This window comes from Clostridium transplantifaecale (assembly GCF_900626075.1).
GTDB lineage: Bacteria > Bacillota > Clostridia > Lachnospirales > Lachnospiraceae > Otoolea > Otoolea transplantifaecalis.
Genome location: NZ_UYZY01000007.1, coordinates 264788 through 278833 on the forward strand (window position 1 = coordinate 264788; position 14046 = coordinate 278833).

A 14046-nucleotide genomic window follows, 5' to 3' on the forward strand; every position below is an offset into this window, starting at 1 on the left:
GCAGAGGAGAATTTAACAGATGAAATCATTAGTAATAGCAGAGAAACCGTCGGTGGCCCGCGACATAGCCCGGGTCCTGAAATGCGGAAAATCGCTTAACGGGGCCATCGAAGGCCAGGAATATATCGTAACATGGGGACTGGGCCATCTCGTCACGCTGGCCGATCCGGAGGACTACAGTCCCAAGTATAAGGAATGGAAGATGGAAGATCTGCCGATGCTGCCGGACACCTTCAAGCTGGAGGTCATAAAGCAGACGGCGAAACAGTATAACGCGGTGAAAACGCAGCTTTACAGGAATGATGTGGGAGACGTCATCATAGCTACGGATGCGGGGCGGGAGGGAGAACTCGTGGCCCGTCTGATCCTTAAAAAGGCCGGCAGCAGGAAACCCGTCCGGAGACTGTGGATTTCATCGGTTACGGATAAGGCGATCCGGGAGGGATTTGCCCATCTGAAGGACGGGAGGGAATACGACAACCTCTACGATGCCGCCATGTGCCGCGCCGAGGCGGACTGGATGGTGGGAATCAACGCGACAAGGGCGCTGACCTGCAAATACAACGCCCAGTTATCCTGCGGCCGTGTACAGACTCCCACTCTTGCCATGATTGCGGCGCGCGAGGAGGAGATAAAGAAATTTGTCCCGCAGCCTTATTTCGGCATCCGCGCAAAAAGCCAGGCTCCTTCCCTGACACTGACGTGGCAGGATGAGAAATCGGGAAGCGCCCGCTCCTTCGACAAAAACAGGATGGAAGGGATTCTCTCCTCCCTGCAGGGGGAGAAGGGAAGAGTGGAGGAGGTAAAGCGCACGCCGAAGAAGACATGGGCGCCGCTTCTCTACGATCTCACGGAGCTCCAGCGGGATGCGAACAAACGGTTTAATTATTCGGCCAAGGAGACGTTAAACATCATGCAGCGGCTGTATGAAAACCACAAGGTCCTGACGTATCCGAGAACGGATTCCAGATATCTGAGCGCAGACATTGTGCCGACCCTGAAAGAACGGTTAAAGGCCTGCGGCACGGGGCCTTATAAGACGCTGGCCGGACGCCTTCAGGGGCGCGCCCTGCCGGAGAAGCTGTTTTTCGTGGATAACGGCAAGGTATCGGATCATCACGCCATCATCCCGACCGAGCAGTACGTACAGCTGGATCATATGACCGTGGATGAACGGCGTATCTATGATCTGGTAGTCCGCCGTTTCCTGGCTGTTCTGTATCCTCCGTTTGAATATGAACAGACTTCTCTTACAGTAAAGGCAGGCGGGGAGCGGTTCACGGCCAGAGGTGAGATTGTGAAGATACCGGGCTGGCATGAGGTCTATGAGAACGGGAATCAGGAAGAAGAACCGGATGAGGACGGGCAGGAGATCAAATCTCAGAAACTGCCGGATATCGGGAAGGGTGATGTGCTGAGCGGCCTTACGTTCCAGCTGACGGAAGGAAAGACGAAAGCTCCGGCCCCGTTCAATGAGGCCACCCTGCTCTCGGCAATGGAAAATCCGGCGGCCTACATGGAATCAAAGGACCGTGAGATGGTGAAGACATTAGGCGAGACGGGCGGACTCGGGACGGTTGCGACACGGGCCGATATTATCGAAAAACTCTTTTCAAGCTTTCTTCTGGAAAAACGGGGAAAAGATATTTATCTCACCTCCAAGGCCAGGCAGCTTCTGAATCTGGTTCCGGAGGATTTAAAGAAACCGGAACTGACGGCCGAATGGGAGATGAAGCTTTCAAAGATGGCGAAGGGCGGTTTAAAGCGCGATGCATTTATGAGAGATATCAGGGAGTATTCGGTGGAGCTGATTGCACAGATTAAGGCCGGTGAGGGGAACTTCCGCCACGACAACCTGACGAATACAAAATGCCCGGTCTGCGGTAAAAGGATGCTTTCTGTAAAAGGAAAAAACAGTGAAATGTTAGTCTGCCAGGACCGTGAGTGCGGCCACAGGGAGACCGTTTCCAGGACATCCAATGCCAGATGCCCGGTCTGCCATAAGAAACTGGAACTGCGCGGAAAAGGGGAAGGGCAGATTTTTGTCTGCCGCTGCGGATATAAAGAGAAACTGTCCGCCTTCCAGGAACGCAGGAAAAAAGAGGGGGCCGGAGTATCAAAAAAAGACGTGGCAAAATACCTGAACCAGCAGAAAAAAGAGGCGGAGGCGCCGCTCAACAATGCGTTTGCGGAGGCTTTTAAAGGACTTAAGCTGGATGACTGATGAAAAGCCGCGGGAAGATAAAATTACGGCGGATACAGGGGGAGACATGGAGAAAAATAAGATCCTCATTATAGAAGACGAGGCCGCAATCAGGGAACTGCTCTGCATGAACCTGGAGGCGGTCGGGTATGAGACGGAGACAGCCTGTGACGGCACGGAGGCGGAGCGGAAAATCCGGGAAGACAGGGGAGAATACGATCTGGCGCTGGTGGATGTGATGCTGCCCGGACCGGACGGTTTTGATCTGATTGAAGGGCTGAACGGAAAGGAGATTCCCTGTATTTTCCTGACGGCAAAAGCCGACGTGGCGTCGAAGGTCAAGGGACTCCGGCTGGGTGCGGAGGACTATATCGTCAAACCGTTTGAAATGATGGAATTATTCGCCAGGGTGGAGAACGTCCTGAAGCGGAGGAGAAAACTGAAAAGCACGGTAGAACTTGACGGCTGCCGGATCGATCTGGCGGGACACAAGGTTTATGAGGACGGTGAGGAAATCCAGTTAAAGCCGATGGAATACGATCTGTTCCTGTTTCTCTGCCGCAACCGGAATGTTGCCTTTACAAGAAACCAGCTGCTTGATAAGATATGGGGCGGCGACTATGGGGGAGAGACAAGGACCGTGGACGTCCATGTCGCCAGTTTGAGAAAGAAGCTTAAAGCCGCATCGAGAATACAGACTATACCGAAGCTGGGATACCGCCTGGAGGTGTAACTGCCATATGAAACTAACGAAAAAACTGATTGTGATTCTCTCCGCCAGTCTGGCGGCGGCCTTTCTGGCCGTCAGTATTCTGGCGTTCTGGCAGATGCGCTCCCAGAGTATTTCCGTGGCCGTGGATAACTACGACAGGCAGATGGACTCCATTTCCTATGCATTTTCTGAGATAGGGACCAGAGAGGATTTTGAGGCCATGGGAGACATTGCCGCCGAGGCCTATCTGAAATACCAGTTCAGGAAATGTTATAAGGACGGGTATGCCCTTTTGAAGGGGGAGGAGTGTATTGTAAATCTGACCGATTTTGAGATTCTGGATCCGGGAGCCCTGGATGGTCCGTACAAAATCCAGCGCCTGGGAAAAAAGGCGGTGCTCCTGATGAAGCGTGAGATCAGCCAGTTTCCGGGCTATGATGTGCTGATGGCACAGAATATCACCCCCTATTATCAGGAGATAGAACGCAGGGGAATATTTCTGGCGCTGTTATGCGCAGGAGTCTGGGTATTGACCGCCGCTGCGGCTCTTTTCATGACCCATAAAGCGCTGAAACCGCTGGAGGAGCTGACGAGAGCCGCCGTCAAGATTGGCAACGGCAGCCTTGGTGAGCGGGTGCCGGTGAACAGCCGGGATGAAATCGGAGAGTTTGCCGGGGCATTCAACCAGATGACGGAAAAGGTGGAAAAGCAGGTAGAAGATTTGGAGCTGCTTTTAGGGGCGCTGGCCCATGAGATTAAAACTCCGATGACGGCGGTGATAGGGTATTCAGACAGCCTGCTGCACGTCAAACTGTCCGAGGAGCAAAAGAAACGCTCCCTGGAGCAAATCCATGACGCGGGCCTGCGCCTGGAACGCCTTTCCTCCAAGATGCTGAGCCTCCTCGGCCGGTATGAAAATGAGGAAGTGCGCTTTGAACCGCTGCAGGTATGGGAGCTGATTGACGCCGCTGTAAAGGAGACGGAACCGCTATGGAGCGCCAAAAAGGTTATAATAGAGAAACCGCTTATAACAGGGAAAAAGGCGCAGGAAACGGAGCCGATGATTCAGGCGGACAGGGAGCTGTTTTTGTCCCTTCTCTTTAATCTGATCCACAATGCGGTGAAGGCATCGAAACCGGGAGGGAAAATCAGAATTGAAGCCGGAGAAGACCGAATTGTCATCACGGATGAGGGCTGCGGGATTCCGGCCCGGGATCTGTCCCATGTGACGGAAGCGTTCTACATGGCGGATAAGTCCAGAAGCCGGAATGAGGGCGGCTCCGGGCTGGGGCTGGCCCTCTGTGAAAAGATTGCCTCACTGCACGGCGTGAGAATGGAAATTAAGAGCCGGCACAAGGCGGACGGATTTCCGGAGCAAGAATGCGGAACGCAGGTCATCCTCCACTGCAATTTACAGCCTGGCGGGAAGCCGCAGAGCTGAGGACCGCATTTACAAAACGTTTACATTTTGATGAGGACTTTGCCTGCATAAAAAGGTAGAATCTCTATATCAAACGGTAATGAGGCGTCCGACGGATGCTTAATTCACTGTTTACAGGTGATGATTTACCGTTACAAGTGATAAGGAGAGAAGAAAAAGTGAAAAGGAAAAACATGTCCTGTCTGATCCTGCTAACGGCTGCTATTGCAGCTCTTACTGCCGGCTGCGGCACGGGAGGGGATAAGCAGGTAATCGGAGAAAAAACAGAGTCTTCCGCTGTGGACCAGAGCGCAGGCGGCGGGAGCGGAAGCGCGGAAGACGAGACGGCCGGAAACCATGAACTCAGTGTGCCGGAACAGGTGCAGGCGCCGGAACATTATAAGACGGAAGTAAAAGAAAAAGGAATGATACTCTCGGCTAATGCCCCGGTCACGGTCCCGGAACTCAAACAGGCCGTGATCAAAAGTGCTAAATCCGTAAATTATACAAAAGAAGAGTATGAGCAGGTAAAAAAGACTCTGGCGGAAGCGCTGGGAGTTACCTGGGAAGAAGAGAAGGTCAACACCCTGTATTTTTACGAAGGTGAGGAAGAGACTTCAATCAGCATAGAGAACAGTGCGGCTGCTGGCGGTGATGCGGCTGCTGCCGGTTCGGATGAAATGCCTCTGAAAAACGGTGACGTATATGGCGAAAGTATAAATACCTGGGGAGAGAATGAATCGGGATCGGTTTACCAGCTCACCTACCGTACGGGAACAGAAGATTTTCGCCCGCCCATTTCCCTGATCTGGCTGACCGAAATATATAATGACGGCCGCCATACGGAAAAGCCGTCGGCTGTCTATGAGAATGACGATGCGGCCGCCGTTTCACGGGCGGGAAAAGCCAGAGAGCTTGAAAAAAAGGCGGAAGAGCTGCTCAAACAATTCGGTATAAAGGGATATAAGATTTACGACACAAGATGGAGGGAGGCGTTTTATACAATAGACGGAGAGCGCGTATCGGATTTTAAATACCGGATCACGTTCACCCCTTCCATTGACGGTGTCGGAGTAACCTGCCCAAGTCTCAACCTGCCTGCCAATTCAAGCCTGGAAGGACCCTATATCGATGTGGTATACAGTGAAGACGGAACCTTGACTCACCTCAAACTGATTGATAAAGAGGAGCTGGAAGTCAGTGCTAATGACGGAACCTTTCTGCTTCCCTTTGAAGCAATCCATGAGTTATTCGAGCAGTACTGCAAGGATTCCTATGGCAGGAACAGCGAGAGCGGGCTGCAGTCCTACCAGAAAGATGAAAAGGCGCCTGCCGGATGGACAGAGCCTGTGACCATGGTGAATGTCAGCAAAGTAAAGATGGAATATGCCTTCATTGGACGTGAAAACAGGAAAAAGGCGACGGAGCAGGAACTGATTCCTGTATGGAATTTTTACGGAAGTGTCTCACGCGGGCAGGAAACGGCAGCAGAGGCGGAGCTGATAGAGAGCGTCGGCGGGGAGATGACACAACAGGATGGGATTATTCTCTCAATCCGGGCGGATGACGGACGGATTTTGTGGGAGTAAGGTGAAGGAATGAGAAACATGCCGGGGCGGCGGAAAGCACCTGATGTTCAGGAGGCGGAAAAGCCGCCCGGCTGCCCCGGTTAAATTCCGCCTGAAACGATCGCGTTAAGAAATACCGTATATGTTTCACCTTTCATTAACTCTGCGCTAACCTATCTTTCGAATTTCTTTATTTTATTTAAAGACAGTGAAAGGATCATTAAAACGCCGCAAAGGAACGCCCAAATCTCTTCCCTTTTTTCAAAACATGAATAGAATGGAGGTAGGTAGAGAAGGAGGGATAATAGATGAATCTGGTTGCGATTTTACTTATTATTGTTTACGCGGTGATTGGAGGGCTTTCCACTGCTGTTTTAACAATAAGCCTGCCGGCGCTGATTATCTGGAAGTTTTACAGAAAAGTCAAGTACAAAAAAGCATGGACTGATTAGGAGTAGTCAGAAAAATGAATAAATGCAGGGAAACCATTAAAAAATGAGTTGCCCGCTGCCGGGATATTCGGGCGGTGGACAACTCATTTTTTTGTGGTGCGCAGCGGCAGCTCCAATTGATATTGCCAGCCTGTCTGCAGCAATGATATAATGGCTGGGAAAAGGGGATCATGGCGTCTGCCTGGTCTGCGGACATACAAGTGTTAAGAAGAAAAACGGAGACAATATGGATATAGATTTAATGAGGCTGTTTGCAACGCGGCGGCCCTACGGTGCGGAAAGAAACAGAATACGTTTTTTTCGTGCAATGAAACGGAAGACGTTATATTTTATCAAGCGCTCCCCGGAATACCGCGCTATCTGCGACGATGCCGGTTTTAGCCTGCGGAGCCTGAAAAGTGCGGGAGATCTGAGGAAGCTCCCCGTCATTCCGACACTGTATTTTAAAAGGAATCACGCGGGAATCAGGCGGGGGCCGGCCATTTTAGTGACTTCCTCCGGTACGGGAGGCTCCGTCAGCCGGATCCGGTACACGGCAGGGGAACTGTGCCTTCTGGCAGCAATGGCGGCAAACCTGGGGCGGGTGCACCGCCTTTTTTCTCTGAGACCGGTCCATTATATCATGCTGGGATATCAGCCGGTGAGGGAGAATAAAGCGGTTATCTCCAAAACAGCCTATCTTTCAACCTGGTATGCTCCGGGCCTTGACCGGGCGTATGCTTTGGAATACAGAAGAGGGAGAAACGGCTCCGGAGGAGGGTACAGGCTGAATCTGGAGGGGATTCTTGATAAGCTGGTATCTTTTTCTTCAGGAAGGAATCCGATCAGGATTGTGGGCTTTCCGTCCTATACGTATTTCCTGCTTAGAAAGATGAAGGAGGAGCGAATAAGCTGTAAACTTCCTGCCGGTTCCAGGGTGATGCTGGGCGGGGGCTGGAAACAGTTTGCCGGGGATGAAATTTCAAAGGGGGAGCTGTATTCCCTGATCCGGGAGGTGCTCGGCGTCGGTGAGGACCATGTCCATGAATTTTTCGGCGCAGCGGAACATCCTGTTCTTTACTGCAGCTGCAGGAACCACCATTTCCATATACCGGCGTATGCAGACGTACTGATCCGGGACGTGAAAACCTTGAAAGTCCTGCCGAAAGGCCGGGCGGGCCTGGTAAATCTGATGACTCCCATCGGTTCGGATCTGCCCCTGATGAGTGTGATGACCGACGATATCGGTGTATTGTATGAGGGAAAAGACTGCGGCTGCGGCATAGAGTCCCCTTATCTTAAGCTCCTTGGGCGGACCGGGGTAAAAGGCGTTAAAACGTGTGCCGCCGGAGCTGCGGAGTACTGGCGGCAGGCGGAGTGACGGTGCAGCCGACACAGCCATATGGGAAAGAAAGAAAAAAAGCCGGTACAAGCGGCATTTCCGGTCGGCTCTGTATAAAATAGAAGTAAAGCCACCAAAGGATATTGATATGATAAAGAGAATTCCGCTGGAAAAGGCGGCCCTGCAGGTCTGCATTGACAACTCAAAACCGCCCCTGATTTTTCAGCTGCCGCCGTGGCAGGGCAGGATAAAGCTGGATGAGGCGCAGAATGCCCCCGTTTACATGTACCCGGCCTCCGTCGGCATGATGAATTTTAATACGGGAAGATGGGGAATGATCCGCGTTTACATTGTGAGGCCGGAAAACTGTTCCCCGGATGCCGATACGATCCTTTATATCCACGGCGCGGGCTGGGTATTCGGAAATTTCCACACCCATGAGAAGCTGGTCAGGGAGCTGGCGGCGCGTACGGGTTCCGTCGTTGTTTTCCCGGAGTACAGCCTGTCGCCGGAGGCAAAGTATCCCACAGCCATTGAGCAGTGTTACAGTCTGCTGTGCGCCCTTCCCGCGTTTACCCGGGAGACGGGAGGACCGTTTAACCTGGATCGCTTAAGCGTTGCGGGAGACAGCGTCGGAGGCAACATAGCGATCGCCATGACGCTGATGACTAAGTTCCGCTGCGGTCCCGGGATTGCAAGGCAGCTTCTTTTTTATCCGGTTACCAATGCCTGTTTTGACACCTGCACTTACTGCGAATTTGCAACGGACTATTATCTGTACCGGGAGGGCATGATCTGGTTCTGGAACCAGTATACCCGGTGCGAAGCCGACCGGTCCCAGATTACGGCATCTCCGCTGAGAGCCGGACTCGAAGAGCTTTCGGGACTTCCACCGGCCCTGATTATTAACGGGGAGGCGGATGTGCTGCGCGACGACGGGGAGGCCTATGCCTCAAAGCTTTTGCAGGCCGGGGTCGATGTGACGTCGGTGCGCGTCAGGGCGACAATCCACGATTTTGTGATGCTGAACGCATTGGATCAGACTAATGCATGCAGGGCGGCTATGGATCTGGCTGTAAGCTGGTTTCTGAGAAAAGAATAACAATAACGAGAGGGTACCATATGATTTTTATGAACGGAAAAATATCTGATTCCGTGAATTACAGAATGGCAATCAGGCTGATGGACAAACGGATTAAAAGAACCCTCTCCGGGGAGAAGCTTGACCCGGAGAGAGTGATAAACGCGGCCGGAAGGATGGCGCAGGATGCCATGGCGGGGAAATTCGACCGGGAGTTTGCACGGTATCTGCAGCCGGGCGGCAGTCAACCGGGGAAGGAATTTTTGAACGTTCACGACGGCCTGTCTGCTTCAATGGCGGAATTGTTCTGCGCGGACTCTCTGAGAAAGAAGTTTCAACTGGAACTGTCCGGGCTCCCGGACAACAGTGCGGAAGGAAAACGTTTTCGCCGCCTTCCGATTGGCGTGCTCCTCCATATCGCGGCGGGAAATGCGGAGGGTCTGCCTGCATACAGCGTATTGGAGGGCCTTTTGGCCGGTAATATCAATATTTTGAAACTTCCGGCCGGGGATGACGGACTGTCGCTTTTTATACTGAAATAACTGACGGAATATGAACCGGTCCTGAAAGAGTATATTTACGTGGTGGACACGCCCTCCGGGGATGAAAAGACGATGAAAATGATGATGCGGCTGGCCGGAGGCATTGCCGTCTGGGGCTCCGACGAGACTATCCTGGCGGTGAGAAGAAGCGCACCCGCTAATGTAAAGCTGATAGAATGGGGGCACCGCCTCAGTTTCGCCTATCTTGATGACCTTGACCCACCGGAGGAGAAATTAGGTGCGCTGGCACGCCACATTTTCGGCACAAAACAGCTGCTCTGCAGTTCCTGTCAGGTGATTTATCTAAATACGGATGATTTTGAGGAAGTAAAGCGGTTTGGAAGATATTTTGCAGAGATAATGAAACGGGAGGAGGGGACAGAAGGAAGCTCACTTTTTGTTCAGGGGAAAGTCACGGTGGAGCTGATGACCAGAAGACTGGAACGGGTGAGCGGGACAGGATGCCGGGCATCAGAGAAGACGCAGGTAAGCCGGGCGGCAGGGAAGGCGCAGGCAAACAGCGCATCAGGGAAGGCGCCGTCATGCCGTGTGTACAGGGCCGGAAGCGGCAGCGTTATCTGCATAGATGATAATAAGCTGGAGGTCTCCGGCCAGTTCGGCAACGTCCTTGTCAAACCCCTTCCGAGAGAACAGATTATTACCGCCCTCTATTCGTCCAAACGCCATCTTCAAACGGTGGGAATGTATCCGGAGAGCCGGGAACTGGGCCGGCTGTTCGAACAGTGCGGCCTGACCAATCTGTGTGGTCTGGACAATATGAGTGAATTTGAAATTACAGGCTCCCATGACGGAACCTTCGCGCTCAGGGAGTATACGAGAATTGCAGAATATAAATACAAAACAACAGAAACCGGACCGGATGCAAGTGAAAAAGACAAAACCGCAAAAGACAAAACCGCAAAAGACAAAACCGCAGAGTGATGGAACTCTGCGGCATGCCTATTACCGGTATTATAAATCCGGATATAAATCATGAATTCGTTTTTCTGCCCGTTCTGTTACTCTGTCCTCCAGATCCTCCGGTTCATCCTGTTCCTGCCTGCGGGCAGATTCGAGATACTCCTGCTCCTTTTCTTTTGAAAGAGCCTCTATCCGGGTAATCCGGTCGGAGGAGTCCCGCACGACGGATAAATCAACCGTCCCGGCTTCATCGGCCCAGAACGTATAAAAGAAACCGTCTTTTTTTCTCTCATCTACAAGCATTCTTACACGCTGGCCGTTAAAATAGATACTGTCTTTTTCTGCATCCAGGGTAATGCCATAGGGCAGGTATTCGTCATATTTCGTCCCGTTTGTCCCGGCTTCATTCTTTACACTGTCTTTGATTCCGTTTATAACGTTGCCATTCGTTGCGTCATAGTCGAAAAATGCGTCACGGTACGTTTCTGCGTCCTTCTTCGATATCGTATTTACGCCGGTAATCTTACCGGATGAATCGCGTGAGGCCGACAGATAGGCGGCGCCATCCTCATCATAGTAGAAGGCCTCGGTATCGGAATACGGGTCCATGAAAAGCTTTACCTTCTGTCCATTGTAAAGCAGCGCTGTTCCGTCGTCCGAGATGGAAATTCCATAGGAAGAATACTTTGCGTAGATGTCGGGGGCGGGCAGGAATTTGTAGGCATAGGTGTAATCGGGAGACAAAACAATATGCTCTTTTGTGAGAACGGGATCATATGGTTTATTCTCCGCAGCGGCGGCGGAAGTGGCAAATGTACTTCCAACAGTAGCTACAACAGCAAAAGCAATGATTATGGTAAACATTGAAAATTTCTTGATTTTCATAATGGCCTCGATTCTTTCTTCGATCGCATTTTTACTAAAATGGCTGCATAGCGGAGTCAGTCCGATTCTTTGTTCCTCCATGTCGATCAGCGTGAGCGCATAGGCGGATTTTACGGTTTCTCCGAACATCCGGACTACTTTTTCATCACAGGACAGTTCGAGATCCCGGTTTGCTAAAATATACATCACCCAGACCAGGGGATTGAACCAGTGAATGCACAGGGCGGCGGCCAGCAGAAGTTTTGTTCCCCCGTCAAAGCGCCGGATATGCACATATTCATGGGTAAGAATATACCGTAATTTTTTTGTGTCGGCCCAATCCGTTTGTACCGGCATCAAGATAACGGGTCGGAATAATCCATAGGTAAGAGGGGCCGTAATGCTGCCTGACCGGCGGATTGAGAGCGGCCGGTTACAACGATGGGAGGCCAGCCATTCCACGGCAAAATCATTCTCTGCCGGGAGGGAAGTCATAAAACCGCGGCGGCATCTGATGTAGGCAATTGTAAAATAGAGAGCACATAAAGCCGTGCCGGCGATCCAGATCCATCCCCACAGTGTAATTCCGGCGGCAAAGGCGGAAACCGGCATGGCTGAGGCTGTTGGTATAAGCGGCGGAATGCCTGCCGCCGGAGTGCCGGGCATGCCTGATGCCGGAACAACGGGAATGTGTATGGCTTCCGACCGGTTGGCAAGGGAATAGACGCTCAGCGGCGAAGGCAGCGAGAATGGAACCAGCAGCCGTATCAGCGCAATCCCCCACAGGGCAATAAACGTCGCCTTGGGAAGGCGGTTGATGAAAAGCGCCCGGATAACCGTAATAATCAAAATCATAACGGCAGCAGAAAAACTCATTTGCAGCAGACTCATGATTCGCCACCCCCTAACTCCTCTACCATCTGTCTCAGCTTTCTAACCTGCTCCGCAGACAGATTTTTCCTCCCCAGCAGAGAGGCAAACAATTTATCAACGGAGCCATCGAACACCTTGTGCAGCAGCTCTTCGGTTTCCTGTTCCTGCACCAGTTCCTGCGGAATAAGCGCACGGCATACAAAGTTTGGCTCGATCCGTTCCACGGCTCCCTTTTTGATACAGCGCTTCAGCAGGGTATAGGTGGTATTGACATTCCAGCCATACCTCTCATTCATCACGTCGGCAACGTGCTTTGCCATTGTGTCCCCCTCTTTCCAGAGAACATCCATAACTTTAATTTCGCTGTCCACCAGTTTAATATCCATTCAATTCACCTCGTTCCATTTATAAGACTGTAGTAGTATCTTGTATTCATATACTACTATAGTCTTATGGAAATGTCAATACTACATCTGTCTTATTTTAAAATATAAAAGGATTCACGTTGCTGTCTTTCCGCTCCTTGCCTTTTAAGATTTCAAACGGTATAATGAAACGGCCAGCGGGCCGGGCAGAGACTTGCTGTTTTCTTTTCGCACGGCAGCTAACAGGATAGCGAAAGAGAAATAGAACAAAGAGTTATTATAAAGAGACTCGATAAAGAGATACATCTGAAAGGAATGGAAGAATCGATGATAACAGCCATAAACAACAGACGCAGCATACGCAGATACAAAAACCAGAATGTGCCAAGGAAGATGATAGAAGAGATTATAGAGGCGGGGATACTTGCCCCTTCTTCCAAAAACAGGCAGCCCTGGAAATTTATCGTGACGTCGGGCACGGCAAAAAGAGAGGCGCTTACCGCCATGGAGAGAGGACTTCATAGAGAAAAAGAAACTCCGCTCCTTCCCGGCTGCACCCAGTATATCGGCGGCGCAAAAAACACACTCCGGATCATGGAGCAGGCGCCCATCGTTATTTTCATTATCAACACGCTCGGCCTCTCTATCCACTCCGTACTGACCCCGGAGGAGCGCATATACGAGATGTGTAACGCCCAGTCCATCGGAGCGGCCATCGAGAACATGTGCCTGGCAGCGGAAGAGCAGGGGCTGGGCAGCCTGTGGATTTGTGACACCTGTTTTGCCTACGAAGAGCTGAACCGCTTTCTGGGAACCGAAGGAGAATTGTTTGCGGCCCTGGCGCTGGGTTATGCGGATGAGCAGCCTGCCGCGAGGCCGAGGAAAGGAATAGAGGAAGTAACCGAGTGGAGAGTTGATTGAGACAGGAGACGCCGCCGGGGTGGGCGGGAGGAATGGTGAGAGGGAGGTTATGAGTCTTCGGTCCCGGGCTGTATGATGTTGTGGGTGGAGGTTACGGAAGAAAGAAATCTCCTGCGGGGACCGCTCCCGCTGATGAAGTGCGCAGCGCTTCTAAGCTCGTAAGAAACCTCGCTAAGAAGCGGCGGACTTCAACGTCCCCTTCGGAGATTTTTTCTTCCTCCACCCCCACCGGGAAGGTTCCGACCGGGACCGAAGACGCGAAGGTTTTTCGCCATTCCGAGCGGACTGCGGAGGCTAATCTGTCCCCTTTCTTCAAGGGGGAAAGTATGGCCGCAGTCACTGCATAAAGATGATTTTTTGGGGTTCTGTGACAGCTTTTACATTCTTAATGTGATGATAGAGTAATAATCAGAAAGAACGGAAACCGGTATCTTTTCAACTATTAATTCTCCCAGAACAAAAAAAAACTGAACAATATCAGCACCATGTATCAGCCTGCGCATCAGTATTACATAGTGGCAGCAACCCCCATCCCCTTTGAAAAATGCAGACAATCCAGCGGCAGCAGGCCGCTGGGAGGGATGGCGAAAAAACTACGCGTCTTCAGTCCCGGTCCATAATCTGCCCGTGGGGAAGGAGGAAGAAAAAATCTGCGGAGGGGATGTTGGAATCCGCCGGTGCTTGGGTGCTGTATTATGGCGCCTTAGCATCCGCTGCGCATTCCATAAGCGGAAGCGGTCCCCGCAGCAGATTTCTTTCTTCCGTATTCACCGCCTGCAAAAACCTCCCCCGGGACTGAAGAC

At 51.7% G+C, this 14046-nt stretch carries 11 protein-coding genes and 1 pseudogene; 10 read left to right on the top strand and 2 right to left on the bottom strand.

Translation table 11 applies throughout. The features are described from left to right. Nucleotides 1–19: 19 nt before the first annotated feature. The 9 genes and pseudogenes from EJL91_RS22355 (at nt 20) to EJL91_RS25060 (ending at nt 10241) form a co-directional block, all read left to right on the top strand. Nucleotides 20–2224 carry a DNA topoisomerase III gene (locus EJL91_RS22355; RefSeq protein ID WP_125144171.1) on the top strand — a complete coding sequence of 735 codons (2205 nt, stop codon included), beginning with the start codon at nt 20–22 and terminating at the stop codon, nt 2222–2224. A 46-nt stretch (nt 2225–2270) separates the two neighbouring features. After that, nucleotides 2271–2936, top strand: a complete 666-nt coding sequence (locus tag EJL91_RS22360; RefSeq protein WP_125144172.1) for a response regulator transcription factor — start codon at nt 2271–2273, stop codon at nt 2934–2936. Between the two features lie 7 nt (nt 2937–2943). Further along, on the top strand, nt 2944–4356 hold the full coding sequence (locus EJL91_RS22365) for a sensor histidine kinase (protein WP_125144173.1): 1413 nt from the start codon (nt 2944–2946) through the stop codon (nt 4354–4356). A gap of 158 nt (nt 4357–4514) precedes the next feature. Then, nucleotides 4515–5924 (top strand): DUF6034 family protein, encoded by a 1410-nt coding sequence (locus EJL91_RS22370; RefSeq protein WP_125144174.1) that lies wholly within the window; start codon nt 4515–4517, stop codon nt 5922–5924. A 287-nt stretch (nt 5925–6211) separates the two neighbouring features. After that, the gene (locus EJL91_RS24725) at nt 6212–6355 is read left to right on the top strand and encodes a hypothetical protein (protein ID WP_164516924.1); all 144 of its coding nucleotides are present in this window, start codon (nt 6212–6214) and stop codon (nt 6353–6355) included. A 226-nt stretch (nt 6356–6581) separates the two neighbouring features. After that, a complete protein-coding gene (locus EJL91_RS22375) occupies nt 6582–7715 on the top strand; it encodes a LuxE/PaaK family acyltransferase (RefSeq protein WP_125144175.1) in 1134 nt (377 codons plus the stop codon). A gap of 109 nt (nt 7716–7824) precedes the next feature. Further along, entirely contained in the window at nt 7825–8778 is a 954-nt protein-coding gene (locus EJL91_RS22380; protein ID WP_125144176.1) for an alpha/beta hydrolase, read from the top strand. Nucleotides 8779–8858: 80 nt separating this feature from the next. Beyond that, nucleotides 8859–9659 (top strand): annotated as a pseudogene (locus EJL91_RS25055) (acyl-CoA reductase); the annotation flags it as partial. 66 nt (nt 9660–9725) lie between these two features. Further along, entirely contained in the window at nt 9726–10241 is a 516-nt protein-coding gene (locus EJL91_RS25060) for an acyl-CoA reductase (protein WP_243125533.1), read from the top strand. A 30-nt stretch (nt 10242–10271) separates the two neighbouring features. On the opposite strand, the gene EJL91_RS22390 is transcribed toward EJL91_RS25060, so the two are convergent. Continuing rightward, entirely contained in the window at nt 10272–11975 is a 1704-nt protein-coding gene (locus EJL91_RS22390; protein WP_125144177.1) for a M56 family metallopeptidase, read from the bottom strand. Next, on the bottom strand, nt 11972–12343 hold the full coding sequence (locus tag EJL91_RS22395; RefSeq protein WP_125144178.1) for a BlaI/MecI/CopY family transcriptional regulator: 372 nt from the start codon (nt 12341–12343) through the stop codon (nt 11972–11974). Before EJL91_RS22395 ends, EJL91_RS22390 begins: the two co-directional genes overlap by 4 nt. Before the next feature lie 306 nt (nt 12344–12649). On the opposite strand from EJL91_RS22395, the gene EJL91_RS22400 reads away from it, so the two are divergent. Then, on the top strand, nt 12650–13243 hold the full coding sequence (locus EJL91_RS22400) for a nitroreductase family protein (RefSeq protein WP_125144179.1): 594 nt from the start codon (nt 12650–12652) through the stop codon (nt 13241–13243). Nucleotides 13244–14046 lie beyond the last annotated feature (803 nt).